Source organism: Bacillus sp. FSL K6-1284 (assembly GCF_038002625.1).
Taxonomy (GTDB): domain Bacteria; phylum Bacillota; class Bacilli; order Bacillales; family Bacillaceae; genus Bacillus; species Bacillus paralicheniformis.
In genome coordinates, this window is sequence record NZ_JBBOCW010000001.1 from 2,103,817 (window position 1) to 2,126,792 (window position 22,976).

Annotated in this window: 21 protein-coding genes; 8 read left to right on the forward strand and 13 right to left on the reverse strand. The window is 46.0% G+C overall.

Annotated features, from left to right (window positions below; translation table 11 throughout):
- Window positions 1-19 precede the first annotated feature (19 nt).
- The 9 genes from MHB72_RS11010 to MHB72_RS11050 form a co-directional block, all read right to left on the reverse strand.
- Complete coding sequence (locus tag MHB72_RS11010) at window positions 20-364, reverse strand: hypothetical protein (RefSeq protein WP_020451626.1); 345 nt, start codon at window positions 362-364, stop codon at window positions 20-22.
- A 112-nt stretch (window positions 365-476) separates the two neighbouring features.
- Window positions 477-1,163 carry a respiratory nitrate reductase subunit gamma gene (gene narI / locus MHB72_RS11015; protein WP_020451627.1) on the reverse strand — a complete coding sequence of 229 codons (687 nt, stop codon included), beginning with the start codon at window positions 1,161-1,163 and terminating at the stop codon, window positions 477-479.
- Entirely contained in the window at window positions 1,160-1,702 is a 543-nt protein-coding gene (gene narJ / locus MHB72_RS11020; RefSeq protein WP_023857572.1) for a nitrate reductase molybdenum cofactor assembly chaperone, read from the reverse strand. Before narJ ends, narI begins: the two co-directional genes overlap by 4 nt.
- A 17-nt stretch (window positions 1,703-1,719) precedes the next feature.
- Window positions 1,720-3,189 carry a nitrate reductase subunit beta gene (gene narH / locus MHB72_RS11025; RefSeq protein WP_020451629.1) on the reverse strand — a complete coding sequence of 490 codons (1,470 nt, stop codon included), beginning with the start codon at window positions 3,187-3,189 and terminating at the stop codon, window positions 1,720-1,722.
- Window positions 3,179-6,865, reverse strand: coding sequence for a nitrate reductase subunit alpha (locus tag MHB72_RS11030; RefSeq protein WP_020451630.1), 3,687 nt, complete (start codon window positions 6,863-6,865; stop codon window positions 3,179-3,181). Before MHB72_RS11030 ends, narH begins: the two co-directional genes overlap by 11 nt.
- 173 nt (window positions 6,866-7,038) lie before the next feature.
- Window positions 7,039-8,280, reverse strand: a complete 1,242-nt coding sequence (locus MHB72_RS11035) for a DUF438 domain-containing protein (RefSeq protein WP_216920684.1) — start codon at window positions 8,278-8,280, stop codon at window positions 7,039-7,041.
- Window positions 8,277-8,507, reverse strand: coding sequence for a DUF1858 domain-containing protein (locus MHB72_RS11040; protein WP_256163899.1), 231 nt, complete (start codon window positions 8,505-8,507; stop codon window positions 8,277-8,279). Before MHB72_RS11040 ends, MHB72_RS11035 begins: the two co-directional genes overlap by 4 nt.
- Window positions 8,508-8,610: 103 nt before the next feature.
- Complete coding sequence (locus MHB72_RS11045; protein ID WP_216920686.1) at window positions 8,611-9,714, reverse strand: TIGR04053 family radical SAM/SPASM domain-containing protein; 1,104 nt, start codon at window positions 9,712-9,714, stop codon at window positions 8,611-8,613.
- Between the two features lie 112 nt (window positions 9,715-9,826).
- Window positions 9,827-10,294 (reverse strand): Crp/Fnr family transcriptional regulator, encoded by a 468-nt coding sequence (locus MHB72_RS11050; RefSeq protein WP_020451634.1) that lies wholly within the window; start codon window positions 10,292-10,294, stop codon window positions 9,827-9,829.
- Between the two features lie 149 nt (window positions 10,295-10,443).
- Between MHB72_RS11050 and MHB72_RS11055 the strand changes: the two genes are divergently transcribed.
- Window positions 10,444-11,166 carry a YwiC-like family protein gene (locus MHB72_RS11055; RefSeq protein WP_216920688.1) on the forward strand — a complete coding sequence of 241 codons (723 nt, stop codon included), beginning with the start codon at window positions 10,444-10,446 and terminating at the stop codon, window positions 11,164-11,166.
- 45 nt (window positions 11,167-11,211) lie between these two features.
- On the opposite strand, the gene MHB72_RS11060 is transcribed toward MHB72_RS11055, so the two are convergent.
- Window positions 11,212-11,925: a Crp/Fnr family transcriptional regulator gene (locus tag MHB72_RS11060; RefSeq protein ID WP_020451636.1), complete on the reverse strand. Its 714-nt coding sequence runs from the start codon at window positions 11,923-11,925 to the stop codon at window positions 11,212-11,214.
- 146 nt (window positions 11,926-12,071) lie between these two features.
- Window positions 12,072-13,256 carry a nitrate/nitrite transporter gene (locus tag MHB72_RS11065; protein ID WP_020451637.1) on the reverse strand — a complete coding sequence of 395 codons (1,185 nt, stop codon included), beginning with the start codon at window positions 13,254-13,256 and terminating at the stop codon, window positions 12,072-12,074.
- Window positions 13,257-13,476: 220 nt separating this feature from the next.
- Here MHB72_RS11065 and MHB72_RS11070 point away from each other — a divergent pair, with 220 nt between their 5' ends.
- From MHB72_RS11070 to MHB72_RS11080, 3 genes are all read left to right on the forward strand, one after another.
- Window positions 13,477-13,716 carry a DUF2164 domain-containing protein gene (locus tag MHB72_RS11070; protein WP_216920690.1) on the forward strand — a complete coding sequence of 80 codons (240 nt, stop codon included), beginning with the start codon at window positions 13,477-13,479 and terminating at the stop codon, window positions 13,714-13,716.
- Window positions 13,717-13,759: 43 nt separating this feature from the next.
- Entirely contained in the window at window positions 13,760-14,428 is a 669-nt protein-coding gene (locus tag MHB72_RS11075) for a Crp/Fnr family transcriptional regulator (RefSeq protein WP_023857565.1), read from the forward strand.
- 155 nt (window positions 14,429-14,583) lie between these two features.
- Window positions 14,584-16,938 carry a nitric-oxide reductase large subunit gene (locus MHB72_RS11080; protein WP_216920693.1) on the forward strand — a complete coding sequence of 785 codons (2,355 nt, stop codon included), beginning with the start codon at window positions 14,584-14,586 and terminating at the stop codon, window positions 16,936-16,938.
- Between the two features lie 44 nt (window positions 16,939-16,982).
- Here MHB72_RS11080 and ric read toward each other — a convergent pair whose 3' ends face one another.
- Window positions 16,983-17,696 carry an iron-sulfur cluster repair di-iron protein gene (gene ric / locus MHB72_RS11085; protein WP_075213281.1) on the reverse strand — a complete coding sequence of 238 codons (714 nt, stop codon included), beginning with the start codon at window positions 17,694-17,696 and terminating at the stop codon, window positions 16,983-16,985.
- A gap of 164 nt (window positions 17,697-17,860) precedes the next feature.
- Here ric and MHB72_RS11090 point away from each other — a divergent pair, with 164 nt between their 5' ends.
- The 4 genes from MHB72_RS11090 (at window position 17,861) to MHB72_RS11105 (ending at window position 21,094) form a co-directional block, all read left to right on the forward strand.
- Complete coding sequence (locus MHB72_RS11090) at window positions 17,861-18,232, forward strand: DUF1360 domain-containing protein (protein WP_020451642.1); 372 nt, start codon at window positions 17,861-17,863, stop codon at window positions 18,230-18,232.
- 425 nt (window positions 18,233-18,657) lie between these two features.
- Complete coding sequence (locus MHB72_RS11095; RefSeq protein WP_025809984.1) at window positions 18,658-20,205, forward strand: cellulase family glycosylhydrolase; 1,548 nt, start codon at window positions 18,658-18,660, stop codon at window positions 20,203-20,205.
- 98 nt (window positions 20,206-20,303) lie between these two features.
- The gene (locus tag MHB72_RS11100; protein ID WP_023857562.1) at window positions 20,304-20,561 is read left to right on the forward strand and encodes a YnfE family protein; all 258 of its coding nucleotides are present in this window, start codon (window positions 20,304-20,306) and stop codon (window positions 20,559-20,561) included.
- A gap of 26 nt (window positions 20,562-20,587) precedes the next feature.
- Window positions 20,588-21,094: a GNAT family N-acetyltransferase gene (locus MHB72_RS11105; RefSeq protein ID WP_026579642.1), complete on the forward strand. Its 507-nt coding sequence runs from the start codon at window positions 20,588-20,590 to the stop codon at window positions 21,092-21,094.
- 599 nt (window positions 21,095-21,693) lie between these two features.
- Here MHB72_RS11105 and MHB72_RS11110 read toward each other — a convergent pair.
- Complete coding sequence (locus MHB72_RS11110) at window positions 21,694-22,830, reverse strand: alpha/beta hydrolase (protein WP_095290649.1); 1,137 nt, start codon at window positions 22,828-22,830, stop codon at window positions 21,694-21,696.
- Between the last annotated feature and the right edge of the window lie 146 nt (window positions 22,831-22,976).

Genomic DNA, 22,976 nt, shown 5'->3' on the forward strand with positions numbered 1-22,976 from the left:
GCGCCTTTTTCTTGTTTTTTTACTGACAGCTGAATGAGGTAATCTCGTTCAAGTCAATACCGAAGTAAACCCAGCGGAATTGACGCGGTCTCCAGCGGTAGCCCGCAATCGAATAACGTCCGACGAAAACCGGGTAGAACCAAAAGCGGCTGCCGTTTCTTAAGCGGATGAATGTATATTTGAACAGGCATCTTCTGATTCCGCCGGGATCAACGGCAAATACCGAAGGGCCGGTGTCTTGCGGAAATTGGCTCGGCGGCGGGGGGAGAAACTGCTGTTGCTGCTGTCCTCCAACTCCTGGAGGCGGCCCCGGCGGAAATTGCTGGCGATACGGATCATATAGTGAAGGATCGTATGGATACAATAAAAACGCTCCTTTCTGATGGTTTGCTTTATCGTATGATTGATAGGGAATAAGGGTAGCTTGCCTATAGAGAAAAAAATCCCTAAAGCCGTTTTGGCTTTAGGGAAAATGTTTAAATGCTTTTGCGGGGCGCCCGTTTTCGGTAAACAACATAGCTTCTTGTCAAATATTTTAGCGGCATGCTGAATACGTGGACGAGCCGAGTAAACGGCCAGACGATGAAAATGACGTAGCCCATCATAATATGAAGCTTAAACCAGAGGGGCACGCTCGCCATAAGTCCGGCATCAGGCTTGAATAAGAAAATGTTGCGAAACCACGGGCTGATTGTTGTCCGATAGTCGAATCCTTTTGAATCGATGTTCAAGAAGGTTGCCGCAAGCCCAGTCGTCATGACGAATAACAAAGCGACCAGCGTGATGAAATCACCGGCAGAGCTCGTTTTTCGAATTCGTTTGTCCGTGAATCTGCGGTAGGTCAATATGATAAGTCCTGACAGCGCGGCGATGCCCGCGGGCAGTCCGAAACCGATCGCGATTTTATGGTACATATGCTCTGATACGCCGAGCGCCTGATAAAGGCTTTCCGGAATTAAAATTCCCATCACATGCCCGCCGATGACAAAAAAGATTCCCCAGTGAAAAAGGCTGCTGCCAAGCGCTAATTTTTTCTTTTCGAGCATCTCGCTTGATTTGGCCGTCCAGCCAAACTGATCATGTTGATAGCGGTATATATGCCCTCCGATAAAAATGGTGATGACGATATAGGGGAGGATGACCCACAGTATTTGTTCGATCATGGCTGTACATTCCTTTCAACACCAATTTCCTCTAAAATCATCGTTAATCCGTCTAATAACGGCGTATAGATGCTTTCATTCTCTGAAAGCTGCAATCTTAATTCTTCCAGGTTCGCTGCGTATTTTTGGAATACAGCCGCAGCTTTTTCATGATCGGCGACTGCAGCAAATTCAAGCATGAGCGGTAGATAATCCGGCAGCTCTTTGTCTGTCGGCTGAAAACCGGACTGCTGATACAGATCTTTCAGCTGCAGCAATTCAATTCCGCGCTCCCTTTGTTCACCGGAGTTGAAATAGGTGACATAAAGGTTCGTTTTTTTGCCGAAATCAAACGTATATACGTACGTTTCGATCAATTCCTCAGACGAATAGGAAGCCGCGCTTTCCAAAAAGGCAAGCAGATGCCCTTTCAGCGCTTCATGTTCGATTTCGCCGATGATCTGCTGCCATTCGGAACGTTCTTTTCTCCACTCTTCATCAGGGTAGGAGAGGAGGTGAGAAAGAGCGGCAAAAACGGTTTGTTTGTCTGTTCCATTCATGAAGCTTCCCTCCAGTGTTATATGTTTTGGCAAGAGCCGGGTCCTCCGGCAAACGATAATCCGCAGCTTCCTTGTTCCATGTACAGATCCGCGACTTCTTCGCGATGGGTTTGCGGAATGACAAAGCGGTCATCGTATTTGGCGATCGCAAGCAGACGGTACATATCTTCAATCTGCTCTTCAGTCAATCCGGTATCTTGAATCAGGGCTGAATCGATCTGTTTGTTTGTTTGAGTCGCTCGCATGTACATACGCATCACAGACATTTTCTTTAATGTCGTTCTTATATGGTGTGTATCACCGGCAGTCAGCAAATTGGCCAAATATTCGATCGGAATCCGCATTTCATCAATTGCAGGGAAGATATCTTCAGCTGATTGGGCCGTTCCTTTTCCTTCAAACATATTCATAATCGGACTGAGCGGCGGAATATACCATACCATCGGCAATGTCCGGTATTCAGGATGCAGCGGCAGAGCGATTTTCCAATCGATGATCATTTTGTAGATCGGAGATTTTTGCGCTGCTTCGATCCACTCCAGCGGAATGCCTTGAGCTTTTGCTTCTTCTGCGACAGCGGGATCATTCGGATCAAGGAAAATTTCCAGCTGGGAGTGATATAGATCTTTTTCATTTTCGGCTGAAGCCGCTTCTTCGACTTTATCTGCATCATAAAGCATGACTCCGAGATAGCGGATTCTGCCGACGCATGTCTCAGAGCAGATTGTCGGCAGTCCTGCTTCAAGACGAGGGAAGCACAATGTGCATTTTTCCGCCTTGTTCGTCTGCCAGTTGAAATACACTTTTTTATAAGGGCATGATGATACACAGTGTCTCCATGAGCGGCACGCATTTTGATCGACGAGAACGATCCCGTCTTCTTCGCGTTTGTACATCGCTCCCGACGGACAGGAGGAGACGCAGGAAGGATTGATGCAGTGTTCGCATATCCTTGGCAGATACATCATAAAGACGTCTTCAAATTCAGTCTTGATCGATTCTTCCATTTTTTTGACGTTTGGATCTTGAAGGCCTGTAATGTGGCCGCCGGCAAGATCGTCTTCCCAGTTCGGACCCCATTCAAGGTTCATGAAGTCTCCCGTAATGGAAGACTTCGGCCTTGCAACAGGCTGGTGTTTTTTCTCCGGACTGTTTGTCAGCGTTTCATAATCATAGTTCCAAGGTTCATAGTAGTCATCGATCGTCGGCTGGTACGGGTTGTAGAATAAATTCATGAGCCGCGTTGTTTTGGCGCCTGATTTGAGCTGAAGTTTGCCTTTTTTCAGCTCCCAGCCTCCTCTGTATTTATCCTGGTCCTCCCATTGTTTAGGGTAGCCGATGCCCGGTTTTGTTTCGACGTTGTTGAAGTACATATATTCTGCACCGGAACGGTTTGTCCATGTGTTTTTGCATGTGACGCTGCATGTATGGCAGCCGATGCATTTATCAAGGTTCATTACCATACCGATTTGAGCTTTAATCTTCAAGCCAATCGACCTCCTTCAATTTTCTGATCACGACATTGAGGTCGCGCTGATTTCCTGTCGGCCCGTAGTAGTTGAATCCGTAGCTGAGCTGGCCGTAGCCTCCGATCATCTGCGTCGGCTTGACATGGATGCGGGTCGGACTGTTATGGGTTCCACCGCGGTTATTCGTCAGCTTTGTTCCCGGTACATTGATATGCCGGTCTTGGGCATGGTGCATAAAGGCCATTCCTTTTGGAATCCGGTGTGATGTCACGGCCCGTGCGACGACGACTCCGTTTCGGTTGAAGCATTCGATCCAGTCGTTGTCCTGAATGTCGGTTTCTTCCGCATCGTCTTTATTCATCCAGACTGTCGGCCCGCCTCTGAAAAGGGTAAGCATCGGCAGGGAATCAAAATACATGCTGTGAACCGACCATTTATTATGCGGCGTTAAATAGTTTAAAACGATTTCTTTTCCTTCCTGATCCGGACGCTTGTTCAAGAAAGGGCGGTGGATCAGGATCGGCTTGAATGTCGCCATGTTCTCGCCGAATTCCGTCATCATTTCATGATCAAGGTAAAAAGACTGTCTGCCGGTCAGCGTTCTCCACGGAATCAGTTTTTCAACGTTCGTTGTAAACGGAGAATAGCGCCGTCCGCCTTTTTCAGAACCGCTGAAAGCAGGGGAGGTGATCACCGTTTTCGGCTGAGCCGAAATTTGCTCAAATGTAAAGCATTCCTCTTCCCGTTCTTCAGCTAAGTCTTTCAACTCAAGATTCGTTATTTTTTCAAGCGATTCCCACGCTTTAACGGCTACTTTCCCGTTTGAAGTGGAAGAGAGGGTCAATACCGCTTCCGCAGCCTGTCTTGCATCACTGATGTCAGGACAGCCTTTGGCGATCGTGTCGTCTTTTACGACGCCGAGCGTTTTTTTGAGGGAGTCATATTCCGCTTCAACAGACCAGTTCATACCTTTCGTACCAAACGGCTGTTTGACAACATTCGGCCCAAGCGATGTCATCTTATTGAAAATCTGCTTGTAATCCCGTTCCACAACATGAATTTGCGGCATTGTTTTGCCGGGAACGGCAGGGCAGTCGCCTTTGCTCCAATCTTTGATTTTCCCGAGCGGCTGCGCCATTTCCTGTGGAGTGTCATGGAGAAGAGGAGTCGCAACAGCCTCTTTTACAGGTTCCATGTCCATTTCTTCAGCCAGATTGGAAACCGCTTTTGCCAATGCTTTGAAAATATCCCAATCAGACTTTGCTTCCCACGGCGCGCTGATTGCCGGGTTAAACGGATGGATGAACGGATGCATATCCGTGCTGCTGAGATCGTGTTTTTCGTACCAGGTGGCCGCAGGGAGCACGATGTCTGAATAAAGGGCTGTTCCCGCCATCCGGAAATCGAGATTGACCAGTAAGTCGAGTTTGCCTTCAGGCGCTTTGTCACGCCATGTGATTTCTTCGGGACGGATGCTGTCCTGATCATCGTTCATCAGTCCGTTAGTCGTGCCGAGCAAGTGCTTCAGAAAATATTCATGACCTTTGCCGGAGCTCGAGATTAAGTTGGCTCTCCAGACAAATAGATTTCTCGGGAAGTTCTTTTCATTGTCAGGATCTTCAATCGAAAACTTGAGATTTTTCTCCTCAAGCTGTCTGGCGATATAGCTTCCGACTTGCTGAGCGTTCTCAGCGCCTGCTTTTTCTGCTTCTTTATACAGATCAATACCGTTTTTCTCAAACGTCGGATACGATGGAAGCCATCCGAGTCTTGCCGCCAGCACATTGTAATCGGCGTGGTGCTTGTAGCGCGATGTTTTTGCGATAGGGGAAGCAAGCCCGCTAATTTCCTGATCTTCATAGCGCCACTGGTCGGTAGCGAAGTAGAAAAATGATGTTCCGTTTTGCAGTTTGGCAGGACCTCCCCAGTCTTTTGCCGTCGCGATCGTCTGCCATCCTTCGGCCGGCCGGAGTTTTTCCTGGCCGACATAGTGGGCCCAGCCGCCTCCGTTAACCCCTTGAGCTCCGACGAGAAGCACAAGGTTCAGCACAGCTCTGTAAATGGTGTCTGAATTGAACCAATGGTTAATCCCGGCGCCGACAATGATCATTGAACGGCCCTCTGTGTCAATCGCATTTTGCGCGAATTCCCTTGCGATCTTGATCACCATTTCACTTTTAATGCCAGTAATCGGCTCTTGCCAAGCCGGTGTAAACGGTTCAGGATCATCAAATGATGCCGGCGTCTGTCCGTCAATTCCGCGGTTGACGCCATAGTTGGCGAGCGTCAGGTCGAAAACGGTAGAAACAAAAACTTCCTCGCCGTCCAGAATCATTTTTTTGATCGGAAGCGGTCTTTCAAGCACTTTATTGCCGTCATGTGAGAAGTAAGGAATGTTGACCGTGCCGATCATATCTTCGTGTCCAAGCATGGAAAGCCGAGGTGTAATCGGTTTTTCTGAATCCTCATCAACCATGCGCAGATTCCATTTTCCTTGGCCGTCCCAGCGGGAGCCCATCGTGCCCTGCGGAATCGCAAATCCATCTGTGTCTTCATCCCAAACGGCAGGCTTCCACTCATCATGCTCTGTCGCACGCCCGATATCTTTAGCATGGAGGAAGCGGCCTGCTGTGAACGTTCCGTTTTCCTCTTTCAAAGTCACCAAAAACGGGAAATCGGTATATTGTTTTGCATAATCAATAAAACGCTCCGTCTTCTGGTTGACATAAAAGTCTTGCAGAATGACGTGGCCCATCGCCATGGCCAGTGCGCCGTCCGTTCCTTGTCTGATGCTCAGCCAATCATCGGAAAACTTTGAGGACTCGGCAAAGTCCGGACTGATCGAAATCACTTTTGCTCCTTTATAGCGGGCTTCGGCTAAAAAGTGAGCGTCAGGCGTTCTGGTAAGCGGCACATTAGAACCCCATGTCATGATGTAGCCCGAATTGTACCAGTCGCTGCTTTCCGGAACGTCGGTTTGATCTCCCCAAATTTGCGGTGAAGCAGGAGGGAGGTCGGCATACCAGTCATAGAAGCTCAGCATCGGCCCGCCGATCAGGGACATAAAGCGTGACCCTGCTGCGTGGCTGAGCATCGACATGGCTGGAATCGGCGAGAAGCCGACATTGCGGTCAGGACCGTATTTGGCAATGGTGTACAGAAGGGAAGCCGAAATCAGCTTCAGGACTTCGCTCCATTCGGCGCGGACAAATCCGCCTTTTCCGCGCGCCTGTTTATAGGCCTTTGCTTTTTCAGGGTTTTCGATAATTGATTTCCATGCTTCCAGCGGATTTTTGCTGCTGTTTAGCGCCTCGCGCCACATCTGGATCAGCACACCGCGTACATACGGATATTTCACGCGGAGCGGGCTGTATATATACCAGGAAAAGCTCGCTCCCCTCGGACAGCCGCGCGGTTCAAAGTCCGGCATATCAGGGCCAGTCGAAGGGTAATCGAGTCGCTGCCCTTCCCATGTGACGATTCCGTTTTTGACGTAGATATTCCAGCTGCAGGAGCCTGTACAGTTCACCCCGTGGGTAGAGCGAACCACTTTATCATGCTGCCATCTATTTCTGTATACATCTTCCCAATTCCGGTCTTCATAAGTGGTTTGGCTGTGTTGATTGGAATGGCGTTCAATAGGAGAGAAATAATTTAATCTCCTGAAAATGGGACTCTGTTTCTTTTTTTTCATTGCTGGTTCACTCCTTCTGAGTCAGTGATGCTACCCTCACTATATATGGAGGAGGCGCTGGACCTTGTTAAATTTGTCACATGGTTTCGGGTTTTCACAAATTTGTCACATTTTCAAGAGGGGGAGAGGGAGGACAAAAAAACAGCCTGCATGGAAGCGGGCTGTCGAATGGGTCAATTGCTCGTGTTCAAAATTCTTTTTTCCCCGGTAATCTCTTGAATCGGGGCGATGTTCTGGGTGAATTCCAAAGTTCCGATATAGCGGCCGTTTTCATCGCGTACGGCAAAATAGCGGATGAACACGTATTTGTCTTTAAATTTGATCCAAAAGTCTTCAACGTCTTTTTTGCCTGATTTAAAGTCGTCAAGAAGTTTGTTGACGATGTGGACGCTTGCCGGCGGATGGCAGTTTTGGACGGTCCGGCCGATTACGGCTTTTGTCCTTGCGAAAATCCGTTCCTTTCCGTGTGAAAAATAGCGGACCACATCGTTTTCATCGATGAAGGTGATATCGACCGGAAGATGGTTCATCATGTGCTCAAGCTGGGCCACGGACAGAATACCAGTAGGGAGCCTGACATATCCGTCAGCCGCCTCTTCTGTTGTTTTGAGCTGATGGCGTTCAGGCTTCCACACCGTTTCCGGAGCAGTCAGGCAATATCCGATCTCGTCGCTTTCAGCCGCGATTTTCAGCCATTCGTCTTCTGTCAGCGTTCTGAGCGCCATCGGCAAGAGGATATTTTCTTCTTTATAAATCATTTCCGTGCCTTCTTGAATGATAAACGTTAGCTCGCGGATGACTTCATCTTTTTTGTCCGGCGTATACTCTTCCAACAAACGCTTCACTTCTTTGATGCTCTTGCGGATAAAATCATCGACAGCCCACATCACTTGGCTGGGCCCAGTAATTCCGTACTTTTCTAAATAGGGGAAGAGAAGATTTTCTTTTCTGCTGTAATGTTTGTCGACATCGGCGAGCAAGTTTAAGTCTGTGAGCAGCTTGAGAATGTTGTCGCGGTGATCTTCTTTTTCAAAACGTTCCAAATGAAGCTGCATTTTAAAGTTCAAAAGGAGGTCGATTTCTTTATTTTCTTTCATAAAAGTATGAACGGGATGGCCTGGCTGCTTATCGGCGTCAGCGCGGTGAATGTCTTCAATCGATCCTTTAAACACAGCGGCGTGAACGGAACAAAGCTCTTGAATTTCTTCGGGGGTAATGCCTTCTTCCTTCATTAACGCCTGTTCCAGCTGAGCGATTTCTTCAGCATTGACTGAACCGAACACCTTTTCAAACCGTTTTTTGACGTCGGCAAGCGGTTTTCCTTTATGAAGGTCGATGATGATTTCTTTCAGAAGCTGCTTTTTTTCCTCTGGCAGACCTTGCTGCGTTTCCCGGTTGTTAATCATTTCGCTCATTGTTTTTCTCCTTTCCAAACGGGGTCAAATCCGTGCGCTTTCAATATGTCTAAGACAAGCGGCCATTCGATTTGCATCATTCGCGCGCCTTTCGGAATCGTCATGATACGCCCGGCTGTTTCCAGCATGCCGGGCTTCGTTATGTTTTTAAACCCGGCTTCCTTCATCACGGCTTTTAGTTCAGGATGCAATGTGCAAAGTTCGTATACGGAATCGTTCAAATCAATTTTTTTATTATGCAGAGGGATCACATCCTTTGATAGTGATGATCATTCTCATCTATACCGTAATACAAGTATGCTGAAAAAAATGTGACGTACATCACATTTTTCAGCGCAAAGCCTTCGGAATATAAGTACAGCTCGGGTCGCTTTCCAGATAATCGCCTGTCAGAGCATAGGCACGTGAGCGCGAACCGCCGCACACATGGCGGAATTCACAGACGCCGCATTTTCCTTTAAATCCGTCCGGATTTCGCAAATCCTTAAAGATCGGTGATTCGCGATAAATCTCAGCCAGCGGCTGTTCGCGGATGTTTCCGGCTTTAAACGGCAGGAGTCCGCTTGGATATACATCGCCGATATGGGAGATAAACATAAAGCCGTTGCCATCGTTCACACCTTTCGGAGCCCGGCCCAATCCGCCGATCGCATCCATTTTCCCTTTCTGCAATGCGTGTTCATAGCGGATTTTCATGTTGGGGTCTTTCGCTTCCCGCATTTTTTGTTGAATAACGACCCGTCGGTAGTGCTGGGCTGCTGTCGTTTTGATGTCAAAAGGCGCTTCTTTTGCCAAACGGCTGAGCCAAAGAAAGACTTTTTCATGGTCCACCGGCGAAATCATATCTTCCCGCTTCGCGCGGCCTGTCGGGACGAGAAAAAATACACTCCATAATACACAGTTCAATTCTTCGATCAGCTTTGCCATTTCATCCAAGTAATCGATGTTATAAGCGGATATAACGGTATTAATCTGCAGAGGCAGATGGCATTCATGAATGTAGCGTATGGCCTTCATGGTCAGGTCAAAGGAACCGTCCGTTCCTCGAAAATGATCATGAATCTCTCGGGTTGGGCCGTCCAAGCTGAACGCCCATCGGGATAAGCCGATTTCTTTTGCTGATTGAATCGCTTCTCTTGTCACATTCGGCGTAGCACTCGGGGTCATGGAGACGCGAACCCCTTTTTGGACGGCATACTCAATAATGGCGAATACGTCGTCTCTCATTAAAGGGTCACCCCCTGTCAGCACGAGGAGGGGATTGTCCATCGCATGAATTTGATCAATTAAATCTTTTCCCTCTTTCAGGGTGAGCTCCCGCGGATCGCGTTTATTTTGAGCCGATGCCCGGCAATGAAGGCACTTGAGCTCGCACGCTCTTGTCAGCTCCCAAATGACGATAAACGGAGACTTGTCGAAATCGCAATGTATCATCTTTCATCTGTCCTTTCGTTTGCATTCATGTGTATCGTAGCGGAAATGAAAAAGAAAAAAAGTTAAGTAGATCACATTTAGAAAAGGAAGGGAAAGAAGGGGGAGGCCCTTCTCACGCGTCGTCTTCTGCGGAGGAGTTGAGGTAACGCAAAAAAAGCTGGTAGGAAAAATACAAATTCTGCTGAAGCAGCATGAGAAAGTTCGTCTGTAATTGGCGGTTATAAGTCATCATTTTTTTGAAAGTATGAAATGGAATTTCAAGTACGGCGGTTTCTGCGGCAGTGTTGACTGAAATAAACGGAGATACGAAAGGTTCGCCTTTTTGATCAATAGGGAAAACATCGCCTTTTTCCCACTCGGCGATCGTTCGGGATTCTTCTGGAAGTCTTCTGTCAGAAAAATGAACTTCCCCTTTTAAAACAAAATAGACGGATTGCGAATGAAGGAACGATCGCGAATGCTGAGATGGCTGGATATCGATCACCTTCCCGTTTTTCAGCAGCCTTTTGATGATCGGAAGGGGTACCCCGAGAAACATAGGAAGATTTTTCAGAAACAATAAGTAGTCAAACCGGTCCATGGTATATCCTCCTTCTATATATTAGCATTTAGTATAAAGCGCCGGGCTGGAGGGCGCAGTGATTTATTTCACACGCCTGTATGCAAAATGTCACTGTGTAAAAAAGACGAAACTTTTATAATGTAATAGAAAAGAAGGGAGGATGCGTGATGAAAGTGTTCATACCGAAGCAGCACGGCGCCTGGGCGATGCTTGTCATCCCGTTTGTTCTCGGCATGTTCGCCGGGGGCGCGGATGTAAAGCATATTCCGCTGTTCTGCGGATGGCTGTTTCTATATCTAGCGGCATTTCCGGCTACGATGATGGTGAAGAAGAAAAATATCGTTTACTATCAAAAATGGGTTCTCATCTACGGCATTCCGGCCATCGTTTTCCTGCTTATTTCGGTCTGGCTGGAGCCGCGGCTCGTTTTTCTCGGGCTGCCGCTGTTTCCGCTCTTTCTCATCAATCTTTATTATGCGAAAAGAAACAACGACAGGGCGCTTTTAAATGATATTGCTGCCATCCTTGTTTTCAGCGCGGGCGGGCTTGCAAGCTTCTGGATGGGAGCGGGGAAGCTTGATGATGAAGCATTGTTTGTTTTTATCCAGTCCGTTTTGTTTTTCACAGGGAGCGCCTTTTATGTCAAGTCGATGATCCGCGAAAAGAAAAACAATCGGTTTAAACTTTATTCATGGGGATACCACATATTCCTGCCGTTCATCTCGCTGGCCGCGGGGGCAGGATGGGCCGTGCTTGGTGTAGTGCCGAGCAGTTTCAGAGCGTGGTTTTTACATGGAAGGAAACTGTCGATTAAGACAATCGGAATCTCAGAGCTGGTGAATGCCTGTTTCTTTATGGCCGTGTTGATCGTTTTTCTGCTGCAAACGTAAAAAACAAGGACACTGTGCTTCATGTCCTTGTTTGTTTTCGTTTTTTCAGTCGATATTGCAGATGTCGAGCGGGCAGTTTTCACAGTCGATTTCGCGTTTTAAATAGTTGAGCTGATGAATGACGATTTTTCCCGAGTCCTCAATTGAAATGACACCGTTCTTCCGGAGGTCGCTCAGCATGCGGTTGATGCTCTCCCTTGCGGCGGCACAGAATTTCGCCAGATCCTGGTTCGTCAGCACAATATTGATGAGAATCCCGTCGCTTCTTGTGATGCCGTAGCTGTTTGCGAGACGGATCAAGGTGGAGTAGAGCGCGCCTTTTTTACCATTCAGCAAAAGGTCGCGGATTTTCGATTGAATCTTTCGCAAATGCGTGCTCATCCATTTCATAAACTCAAACGTCAGTGCACCGTTTTGTATGAGTTCTTTTTCAAGCTTATCTTTATTGATGACCAACACTTCGCCATCAGAGAGGATCTTTGCGCTCAGCATATATTTCGCATCTTCTGTAAAAAGCGTAAGCTCCCCGACAATATCATTTTTTTTGCACATTCTGAGTGTCAGTTCTTTGCCATCGGACGTCAATTTGCCGATTTGGACAAGTCCCGACTGAATAAGATACAGTTCCTCCGCATCCATCCCTTCTTGAAAAAGGAATGTGTCCTGCCTGATTTTTCGTCGTGTACTGATTGATTCCAGCAAGTGATGCAGATCGTCTGAGAGCAAATCTGTGTCTGATTTTCTAACAGAAATATTCATTGAGCGTCACCCCTTTAGCAGTTCTTATTTTAACGTTAAATAAGGCTGAGTGACCTTTTAAATATAAACAATATTGTGAACTTATGAATAAAGTCCCAAAAAAGAGCCTGAGCACATCAGCTCAAGGCTCCTTTTGCAGGAAAGGTTTATAAATGGTTCGTCTTCGTTTTGGTCGATGTTTTGCTCACTTCCTGAAAATACATCCAGACCACGATCACAAAGCTGGCAAGGGCTGCTTCTGACAGCGCCATGAATCCGATCGCATAATGGCCGGTTGCCTGAAAAACGCTTGACAGGATGAGTGGCGGGAAGAATCCTCCCAAGCCGCCCATCGCTGATACAATCCCATTGACGATGCCGGCCTGATTTGAAAAATAAAGCGGCACGAGCTTAAAGATGATCCCGTTTCCAAGACCGGCGCATACGGCAACGGTTAATACCCCAAATCCGTAAAGTCCGAGGCTGGGCGAAAAGGCCAATAAAATCCCTGACAAGGTACAGCCGGCAAATACATACATCAACAGCTTCAGCGGGTTGAATTTGTCCGCGAGCCAGCCGCCAACAGGCCTCAGAAAAGTTGCGACAGCGATAAATCCGGCGGTTCTAAGCCCTGAATCAACGGGATCAAGCCCGAAGTGATTAACAAGAAAGTTCGGAAGATAAATCGTAAACGCGACGAAAGATCCGAATGTAATGAAGTAAAACAAGCTTAAAAACCATAATGTCTGATTTCGGTAGACTGCCTTCATTTGCTCTGTTACAGAAACCGTCACTTTTGTTTCTTTTCGATCTCCAAGGATAAAGTTCAATAAAGCGAATACGGCGACTAACACGATGTACATCCGCACCGTATTTTCCCACCCGGCTGTCTTTGCTACGACAGGAGCGGCAAACGTGGTAATCGCTGTACCGACGTTCCCGGCGCCGTAGATCCCATTGACAAACCCGTGTTTTTCTTTAGGGTAGTATTTCGGCAATGATGTGACCCCGATGGAAAAGACCGCTCCGCCGATGCCGAGGAAGAATCCGCCAAGGATCAAGTCGAACAGCGAATCGGCTGTGCTGATCCAAAAAATCGGGAACAGAAGCAGCACAAAGCTGATCATGAACGTGATTCTCGCACCGAATCTGTTTGTGTAGTATCCCAGCGGAATCCTCAGAAGCGAGCCAAGTATGACCGGAATGGCCGTGACAAGGGATATCTCGCTGTCTGTCAGGGCGATGTCCTGCTTAATGTGGGGCATTAAAGAGGAAATCAACACCCAAACCATAAATCCTGCGACTAAACTAAATGACTGCAGCGGTAATTGTATTTTTTGACGATTTACCATTGCGTTTTTGCTCCTTTCAAAGGGAAAAATGAATAAATCAATCAGCATGTTTATCTTACAAAAAGTCTTTTAAAAACATTGTGAATTACGTCACACGGTCATTCGTTTGATTCGTGTTTAATATCGGTAAGTGAGGGATAGTAAACGGATGTAAAAAATAAATGGTTCATTTGCGGACTTTTTCGTTTATCATGAAAATAAAAAAAGGAGTGCCGCTTTTATGTTTATAAAGCTTACGCAAGAAGAAAAACAAGCGATCATCGAGGAAATCAAACGCTTTTATGTTGAAGAGAGGGGAGAAGAGGTTGGAGATATCGCGGCGATTCAAATGTTTGAATTCGTAAAGGAAAAGCTGGGCCCTTACTTTTATAATCAGGCGCTGAAGGACAGCCGCAGAGTCGTGGAAGAGAAGGCAGCGGCGATTGAAGAAGAGCTCTTTGCGCTGGAGCGCCGTGTGTGACAACGCGCTCTCCTTTAGCAAAACCGAAGGGATTGAAAGACCAATGGAGTTTCTGAAGCAATTTATGATTTTCAGCGGGCTGAATGATGAAGAGTTCAAACAAATCGAGCAAATCGCGGTCAAGCGCACCTATCAGCCGAGAATGTTTGTTTTTATGGAAGGGGAAGAGAGGGAAGCGGTATTCTTCATTAAATCCGGTCTTGTTAAAGCCTTTAAAATCGATGAAGACGGCAATGAGCAAGTGATTTCGATTCTGCAAAGCGGGGACATGTTTCCCCATGTCGGCTTTTTTGACCGCTCCCCATACCCGGCAACAGCCGAAGCCGTTCAGGAAACCGAGTTGATCGTAATCCGCATCGCTGATTTTAATGAACTTTTGATGAAATATCCGGAAATGACAATAAAAGTGATGCAAATCATGGGGAAAAAGATTCTCGATTTGCAAGAGCGGATCCAGGGTTTTATTTCAAAAGATGTCCAGCACCGCTTGACGCATGTATTAATGAAGCTCGCTGCAGAACACGGCATTCCTCAAGAAAAAGGGGTCTACATCAGCCTGCCCATTACCAATCAGGATTTTGCGAACATGGTCGGAACGTCAAGGGAAACGATTAACCGCACATTAAATGAAATGAAAAAGAAAAATCTGCTGACAGCTGACAGGAGCGGAATTTTCATACATGATACAGACTGGCTGAACGGCTGCAATTGAAGGATAAGATGAAGGCTTTCCATTGAACAATAGATGGAAAGCCTGTTTTTATTTTGTTCACAAATCCGCCATTATTTAAGTGATCTGGTTCACAACCGGTGTGCTGCATATCCAGTATCTTAGGACATGCAAAATCAAAAAAGGAGTGAACCGCAATGGAAGTTCAAAGAAAGACGGTGCCCGTTAAAAAAGCATCGAAAAACGGTTTTTTGAAATCTGTTCTCGTCTTTACTTTAATCGTTAGTTTTTCGGTGCTGCTTTTGGGAGGCTATTGGATCTTCAAAGGACTTGCACCAAGACCAGTTGAAGTGTCCGGGCCAAACGGAGAGGTGCTCATGACCAAATCGTCCATTTCAGGCGGTCAGGCCGTATTTCAAAAATACGCGCTGATGGATTATGGCACGATTTTGGGGCACGGATCTTACATGGGGCCTGATTACACGGCCGAAGCCCTGAAAATCTATACGGAAGGGATGCAGGATTTTAAGGCGGAGGCACGATACGGCAAGCGCTTTAAACAACTTTCAGATGAAAAGCAGTCCACCATCCGGAATCAAGTCATCCGCGAAATGAGAAAAAACCGTTATAATCGCGCGTCAGATACATTGAAGCTGACAGATGCGCAGGTTTATGGATTGCAGCAAGTGCGTGATCATTACCGCAATGTCTTTACAAAAGGAGACGGCTGGGGGCTTGAGCCCGGTTTAATTAAAGAAAGCCACATGCCTAAACGCGACAGAGCGTGGGTTGACAGCGAAGACCAAATCACGCAGATCTCCGATTTTATCTTCTGGACGGCATGGCTTTCCAGTACATTAAGGCCTGGCGACGACATTACGTACACGAACAACTGGCCGTATGATGAAGATGCCGGAAACACGATGTCATTTGCCGCCGTTTGGTGGAGCGGCGCAAGCGTCACCATCCTGATTTTATTTGTCGGCATTATTTTATTCGTGTTTTACCGTTACAAGCTTGGAATGAAAGAGGCTTATCAGGAAGGGGCGTTTCCGGTATTTGATCTGGATAAACAGCCGCTTACGGCATCACAGGTTAAAACCGGAAAATATTTCGCCGTTGTGTCGCTGCTGTTTTTTGTTCAGGCCATGTTCGGAGCTTTGCTTGCCCACTATTATATTGAGCCGGACAGCTTTTTTGGGATCGATTGGATCAGGGATATGTTGCCATTCAGCATATCTAAGGGATTTCACCTCCAGCTGGCGATCTTCTGGATTGCGACTTCATGGCTCGGTATGGGCATTTATGCAGCGCCGCTTGTCGGAGGCCGCGAGCCGAAAAGGCAGGGGCTGCTTGTCGATATTCTGTTTTGGGCGCTGATCGTCCTTGTCGGCGGAAGCATGGCTGGCGAATGGCTCGGAGCGAAAGGCCATTTAGGAAACAACTGGTTCTTATTCGGCCACCAAGGAATGGAATATATTGAACTCGGCCGCTTCTGGCAGGTCATTCTCGCACTCGGCATGCTGATATGGCTGTTTATCGTTTTCAGAGGCATTAAGAGCGGCCTCAAGCGGGAATCTGATAAAGGCGGTTTGATTCATCTGCTGTTTTATTCTTCGATCGCTATTCCGCTGTTTTACGGTGCAGCCTTTTTCTTTAATCCCGGCACAAATATTACAATGTCGGATTTTTGGCGGTGGTGGATTATCCATCTTTGGGTGGAAGGGATTTTTGAAGTCTTTGCCGTCGTGGTCATCGGCTTTTTGCTCGTGCAAATGAACCTGGTTACGAAAAAATCGACCGTCAGAACGCTTTATTTTCAACTGACGATCCTGCTGGGGAGCGGTGTCATCGGGATCGGACATCATTACTATTACAACGGTTCTTCCGAAGTTTGGATCGGCCTCGGTTCCGTCTTCTCATGCCTGGAAGTGATTCCTCTTACCCTGCTTGTATTGGAAGCTTATGAACAATACAAGATGATGAAAGACGGCGGCCATCATTTCCCGTATAAAGCAACGTTCTGGTTCTTGATTTCAACGGCGATCTGGAATCTGGTCGGTGCAGGGGTATTGGGCTTTTTGATCAATCTGCCTGCTGTCAGCTATTTTGAGCACGGCCAGTTCCTGACACCTGCCCACGGGCACGGGGCGATGATGGGCGTGTACGGCATGTTTGCCATTGCTGTCTGGCTGTATACGCTGCGCAATATCGCCAAAAAAGAAGCGTGGAATGATAAATGGCTGAAAATAGCCTGCTGGTCGCTGAACATCGGCTTGTCCGGAATGGTGTTTATCAATTTGTTGCCGGTCGGTTTTCTTCAATTGAAAAAAGCGTTTGAAGACGGGTACTGGAGCTCAAGGGCGCCTGAGTTTTTACAGCAGGATACGGTGCAAACGCTGCTGACTTGGAGGGCTGTGCCGGATACGATCTTTTTAGCCGGAATCGTGATTTTGGTCATATTCAGCATCAGAGCATTATTCCATCTCCGCAAACCGACGCATCAGGAAGGAGAAGCGCTTCCAGTTAAAGACATTGCTTCAGATGAATAGATAAACAAAAAGACAGAGGAAGTGAAATCCTCTGTCTTTTTGTTTTATTGATTGGCTTCCGCTTCAAGCCGCGGGAACAAAATATTGTTTTCCAGGTGAATGTGCTGAAAAAGATCTGTTTCCAATTCATCAAGCTTTAAGTAAGTCAGTGTATATGTTGTGCATGCCCCTTCAGGAAGGGTATAGTCATTGGTCACTTTTCTCAGTTCCTTCAAGATGCTGCCTGCGGCTTCATGCTCTTGTTCAAGGACGTCGATCGCCTGAACCGCTTCTGCCAGGCTGTCCATTGATCGCGTCTCTTCATAGGCCGTCACTTTCGGGAAAATGAGTTCCTCTTCCTGAAAGAGATGGTGTTCCAGTTCAGTTTTCAGCTGATGGAACAATTGATGGACCTGGGCGAGTTCCGGATGATGGATGCCGTGAACCCGGTAGACTTTTGTGACAAAGCCTGATAGTTCAGGAAGCACCTCATACAGGTAAGCATGGTGCGTATGAATCACATGGTCGATCAGCTGTGAATACGGGGCTTCACTCCAGTTCGTCTCTTTTGCGTTCAATGCCTTTGTCTCTTGATATAATGTATTGATTTTTGCTAAGATCTCTTCTTCATTTAAATCCTGTTCTTTTATCGCTTCACCGATCGGGCGGTTGCCCCCGCAGCAAAAGTCGATGCGATATTCTTTCAGCAACCGGCTGGCTCTTGGAAAACGCGTAACAATATCACCTGTTTTTGTGTTTTGATCAAATACTGCTTCCATTTGTAAAACCTCCTGAAGTGTTTTTATGCTATGGGTTAAATGTAACGGGTTCACCGATGGAAAATCGTGATCTACATCACATTCGGGAAAAATGACAGAAAAAGCAATAAGTCAGAAGAAATCGGGAAATAGCTATAGATAACTTTTCATGTTGGAGGCCTGCAATGGAGCATTTATCCTGGCTTACATTTACGATGCTGATTCTCGCCAGTTACCGGCTAACTCATTTGATTGTTTTTGACAAGATCACGGAGTTTATCCGGAAACCGTTCATGAAGAAAAAGCAGACGGTTGATGAACAAGGGCATGTAGAAACGAAAAAAGTGCCGAAATCAAACTTCGGCTATTTGCTGAATTGCTATTGGTGCGCAGGGATATGGTGCGCTTTGATCATTGCTGTCGGGTATCTGATTGTCCCAAAAACGATATTCCCGTTAATTTTAATTTTATCGGTCGCAGGTGGACAGGCGATTCTTGAAACGTTTGTCGGTGTCGCAACAAAACTTGTCAGCTTTTTCTCTGATTTAAAGAAATAAACCATTCCAAGCGGATGGTTTTATTTTTTTGACAATAAAGTGACACAAACAGCAGAGAGAACATGTCCGCTTTGTGAACTTTTTACAGCAATTTTTTCCCGGTTGCCGCATTTTAGGCAGAGGGAAGACATTATTTTGAAGAAGAATCAGGTTTTAAAATTTCGAATTGAGAGAAAAAGGAAGCACAAAGTCCCCGGTCATACTTTTTTAGCTTTTCATCATTAGCATTCAGACCTCCCATTTCATACGAAAAGAGGAAATAGATAGATTTTCAAAACGAAAAAAACGTGAAATATGGTTGATAGACAATCAATGAATAGTTTTTTTACAATCAGTAACGTGCTACAAGCCAAGAAAGGGGTGAAAATGTCTGCCAGAAAGTGTTTTTGGAAAATAACATCATTGGAGGAAAAAGAATGTCATACATGAAACGTTCCATTTCTGTCTTCATCGCCTGCTTCATGGTAGCAGCACTCGGCATCAGCGGTATCATCGCACCTAAAGCGTCTGCCGCTTCTCAAACACCCGTTGCTGTAAACGGACAGCTCACCTTGAAAGGTACGCAGCTCGTCAATCAAAAAGGAAAAGCGGTTCAGCTGAAAGGAATCAGTTCACACGGGCTGCAGTGGTATGGCGATTATGTCAACAAAGACTCGTTAAAATGGCTGAGAGACGACTGGGGCATCAATGTCTTCCGCGCGGCTATGTATACGGGTGAAGGCGGCTATATTGACAATCCGTCGGTTAAAAACAAAGTGAAGGAAGCCGTCGAAGCGGCAAAAGAACTCGGAATCTATGTGATCATCGACTGGCACATACTGAGCGACGGCAATCCAAACCAAAACAAAGCGAAAGCAAAAGAGTTTTTCAACGAAATGTCAAGGCTTTACGGCAAGACGCCAAACGTCATTTTTGAAATTGCCAACGAGCCGAACGGCGATGTCAACTGGAACCGTGACATTAAACCTTACGCTGAAGACATTTTGTCCGTGATCCGCAAAAATTCTCCGAAAAATATTGTGATCGTTGGGACAGGCACTTGGAGCCAAGATGTCAACGATGCGGCGGACAATCAGCTGAAAGACGGCAATGTCATGTACGCGCTCCATTTTTATGCGGGTACGCACGGTCAGTCTTTGCGGGATAAAGCAGACTATGCACTCAGCAAAGGAGCGCCGATTTTCGTCACAGAATGGGGAACGAGCGATGCTTCCGGAAACGGCGGTGTCTACCTCGACCAATCCAGGGAGTGGCTGAAATATTTAGACAGCAAAAAAATCAGCTGGGTAAACTGGAGCTTGTGCGACAAACAAGAGTCGTCAGCTGCTTTAAACTCCGGCGCCTCTAAAAAGGGAGGATGGTCTCAATCCGACTTATCCTCATCAGGTAAATTCGTCAGGGAAAACATCCGCAGCGGATCAAACGGTTCGTCAGGAGACTCTGGATCGGATTCGAAAGGGTCAGATCAAAAAGACCAGAAAAAGGATCAGGATAAACCAGGTCAAGACAGCGGCGCTGCAGCCAACACGATAGCAGTACAATACAGAGCGGGGGACAACAATGTAAACGGCAACCAAATCCGCCCTCAGCTCAACATTAAAAACAACAGCAAAAAAACCGTGTCTTTAAATCGAATCACTGTCCGCTATTGGTATAAAACGAATCACAAAGGACAAAATTTTGACTGCGACTATGCCCAAATCGGCTGCAGCAAAATCACGCACAAATTCGTCCAATTAAAAAAAGCGGTAAACGGAGCAGACACGTATCTTGAAGTAGGATTTAAAAACGGTACATTAGCGCCGGGTGCAAGTACAGGCGAAATCCAGATCCGTCTTCACAATGACAACTGGAGCAATTATGCCCAAAGCGGCGACTATTCATTTTCTTCAGGTTCAAACACGTTTAAAAATACGAAAAAAATCACGTTGTATGAGAATGGAAAACTGATTTGGGGCGCTGAACCTAAATAACGGCACTTTAACGGACACCGAATTTGGTGTCCGTTTTCGTATATATTATAATGGAAGGAATGAGGAATATTTTTGTAAACATGAAAGGAGATGGATGTATGAATGAAACATTGCAGCAATACATGATGCTTGTCAAGGAAAACTACGACACGATCAATGGACCTGATTACGCAGGCAAAGAGGAAGACATTGAAAAGCGAAAAAAACAAATCGAGCTTTACGCCAAAACGCTCCAGCAAGGTTTTTCAACAGATGACGACTATGATGAATTCGCAGATGCCGTGATTAAATGCGCATACGGAGATCTGACAATGGAAGAATTAGAAACGGTTTATCGGGAATTAACGTCTTCATAATCAATAAAATAAGGGGGAGAAGAACCATGAAAGATACGATCATGAAGACAGACCGGATGATTTTGCGAAAAATGAGGCGTGATGACGCCGAAAACCTGCTCGAAATCTTTTCTGACCCGACAGCCATGGAATATTATCCATCGACAAAGAATGAAAAACAGACATTGCAATGGATCGACTGGACACTTGAAAACTATGAAAAACATGGAACCGGCCTGTGGGTTGCCGAACATAAACAAACAGGCGAATTTCTAGGTCAATGCGGCATCGTGCCACAGGAAGTCGAAGGATCGGACGAAATGGAAATCGGCTATTTGTTTAAACGGAGCGTCTGGAAAAACGGCTATGCAACCGAAGCAGCATCAGCATGCAAACAGTATGGATTTGAGGCATTTCACCTGAAAAAAATCGTATCTTTACCTGATGCGAAAAATCTGCCGTCCAGAAAAGTTGCCGAACGAATCGGCATGACTTTAGAAAAAACGATACATAAATGGGGAAAAGAAATTGCCGTATATTCAGTTTATCGATAAAATTTTTATTCTGTCTCACTAACTTGAGTATACTTTGAGATTGAGACAGAATTTCTTTTCAATCCTTAACTTCCGAGAATATATATTATGTAAACTAGAAAAAATGAAGGTCAGGATTATGCAATGTTCCTCCATCAGCTGTACGACACAAAACCCTTGGTTGCATTAGCCCATGAACTACTTTCACTAAACAGTTCTTTGACATAAAATGCAGCCATAATTTCCATTCCTATAACCCATTCTTCGCAAACTCCTTTAACTTACATTGTAATTTTGGCTGGTTCTTTCAACTTTACTTTACTGATTTGAAATGTTCACAACATTATATGTAATATTTCATTGACTTCAACATCAGCATTCACATGTAATGTATTAACTTCATTCCATACATTAAGCATGCAGTTTGCATATTCATTTAGTTTTAATTGGACGCGATTCTCCCAAATCAACACTCATCTCAGTATCTAGACAAAAGCTTGTATCACTTAAAAACAATGCCTGAAATATGAGAGAGCCGATAACCGCGTAATAGGGTTATCGGCTCTGTGTCTGTACGGCTAGCTCTTTGACATGCGTTTATCAGCAACCTCTCGGCTATGTCACTTGTTGCTGGTCTTCTTGATCAAGTCCACGCCATCGTATGCCAGACTTTCCACACTTGCAGCCTTCTGCAGTATGTAATGATCAAAAAAGTTCTTCGTATAGTTTGTAACAAGATTTCGCATCTCCATAGCATCCCGTTCGCCTCTGAGTTCCTCATTAACACTGGTAAACACGATGTCGCAGTAATCTAAATGCGCAACACGATCAACAGAGAAATAATAGGTTTCCATGCTGTTGTTAGCGCCAATGATCGCATTCATATTATAGTTAGGTTCAGAAAACAGTAGCAAAAAGGGTTTCTTCAGGTCGCTGTCGCGAAGGCCGAACGCACCGCTATCCAAGCCAATCCCGCAGGCGAACCGGTCGTCGTCCCGGCAAACAATCGCCGTCGTAGGCCCTCCATAAGAATGTCCGACTATGCCCATGCCGATGTCAAGCAACAATCTGCCCTTAAAGATGGAATTCAGTTCTCCAGAGTCCAGTTTGTAAAGATAATCGGCTACATACCTTACATCTTCTGCCTGTAATTCACTATACTCTGTTAACTTGGCAAGTATCGGCAGTGTAAGCACGTTACGGCACATCTCAATGGCAGTTTCATCGTCAGGCCGCATCTCCATCTTACCAGCCAACGCCAGCATCTCCGGATCTTCAGAAAACGCCATAATGGCATCCGAAAAATCCTTTGATACATTAAACAGGCGCCCATCTTTACGCTTATACATCGTGCTATTCTGATGGCCGATGCTTACCACAACATATCCCATGCTTGCCAAGTCTGTACAGATCACTGTACCCCATTCTGGAGAACCGCCCCCGCCGCATACATAGAATAACACCGGATAGCGCTTTTCCTTCCCGGAGAGAGCAAGGTCGTCGTAACACTGGGTCTTGATATCTATAGAGTAAGCATCCTTCAACGCAGTGAGAAGTGGCTGCTCATCAAGCATTTCGTAGACCTCAGGAAACATGTACGTTGATGCAGTCTTGCCTTCGCTACTGTCGGACGGATAGTACACAAACGCCGTCAGTTCTCTTTTTGAGTGGTCTGATGCCGTGTAATCAAAATCCATCTGGGTTCGACCGACAGTATAGCCGCCAATTGGTTCTGGAAATGCGTCATAAGTTTTCATTTTCTTGTTCCCCCTTAATTAATAAAAGTCAGCAAAGTACTTGCTGAAGATTCAAAGAAAAGCCACAATTTTATATAGACACTTCTTAATGGAGGTAACTTAAAATTAATTTGTTATTATAAAAATGGGGGACGGTAATAGACTAA

What these genes read in the sequence shown, in the direction of transcription:
- narI (WP_020451627.1), bottom strand. Translation starts at nt 1,163, where the DNA reads ATGATCGAACAAATACTGTGGGTCATCCTCCCCTATATCGTCATCACC.
- narJ (WP_023857572.1), bottom strand. Translation starts at nt 1,702, where the DNA reads ATGAATGGAACAGACAAACAAACCGTTTTTGCCGCTCTTTCTCACCTC.
- MHB72_RS11030 (WP_020451630.1), bottom strand. Translation starts at nt 6,865, where the DNA reads ATGAAAAAAAAGAAACAGAGTCCCATTTTCAGGAGATTAAATTATTTC.
- MHB72_RS11035 (WP_216920684.1), bottom strand. Translation starts at nt 8,280, where the DNA reads ATGAGCGAAATGATTAACAACCGGGAAACGCAGCAAGGTCTGCCAGAG.
- MHB72_RS11045 (WP_216920686.1), bottom strand. Translation starts at nt 9,714, where the DNA reads ATGATACATTGCGATTTCGACAAGTCTCCGTTTATCGTCATTTGGGAG.
- MHB72_RS11050 (WP_020451634.1), bottom strand. Translation starts at nt 10,294, where the DNA reads ATGGACCGGTTTGACTACTTATTGTTTCTGAAAAATCTTCCTATGTTT.
- MHB72_RS11055 (WP_216920688.1), top strand. Translation starts at nt 10,444, where the DNA reads ATGAAAGTGTTCATACCGAAGCAGCACGGCGCCTGGGCGATGCTTGTC.
- MHB72_RS11060 (WP_020451636.1), bottom strand. Translation starts at nt 11,925, where the DNA reads ATGAATATTTCTGTTAGAAAATCAGACACAGATTTGCTCTCAGACGAT.
- MHB72_RS11065 (WP_020451637.1), bottom strand. Translation starts at nt 13,256, where the DNA reads ATGGTAAATCGTCAAAAAATACAATTACCGCTGCAGTCATTTAGTTTA.
- MHB72_RS11070 (WP_216920690.1), top strand. Translation starts at nt 13,477, where the DNA reads ATGTTTATAAAGCTTACGCAAGAAGAAAAACAAGCGATCATCGAGGAA.
- MHB72_RS11075 (WP_023857565.1), top strand. Translation starts at nt 13,760, where the DNA reads ATGGAGTTTCTGAAGCAATTTATGATTTTCAGCGGGCTGAATGATGAA.
- MHB72_RS11080 (WP_216920693.1), top strand. Translation starts at nt 14,584, where the DNA reads ATGGAAGTTCAAAGAAAGACGGTGCCCGTTAAAAAAGCATCGAAAAAC.
- ric (WP_075213281.1), bottom strand. Translation starts at nt 17,696, where the DNA reads ATGGAAGCAGTATTTGATCAAAACACAAAAACAGGTGATATTGTTACG.
- MHB72_RS11090 (WP_020451642.1), top strand. Translation starts at nt 17,861, where the DNA reads ATGGAGCATTTATCCTGGCTTACATTTACGATGCTGATTCTCGCCAGT.
- MHB72_RS11095 (WP_025809984.1), top strand. Translation starts at nt 18,658, where the DNA reads ATGAAACGTTCCATTTCTGTCTTCATCGCCTGCTTCATGGTAGCAGCA.
- MHB72_RS11100 (WP_023857562.1), top strand. Translation starts at nt 20,304, where the DNA reads ATGAATGAAACATTGCAGCAATACATGATGCTTGTCAAGGAAAACTAC.
- MHB72_RS11105 (WP_026579642.1), top strand. Translation starts at nt 20,588, where the DNA reads ATGAAAGATACGATCATGAAGACAGACCGGATGATTTTGCGAAAAATG.
- MHB72_RS11110 (WP_095290649.1), bottom strand. Translation starts at nt 22,830, where the DNA reads ATGAAAACTTATGACGCATTTCCAGAACCAATTGGCGGCTATACTGTC.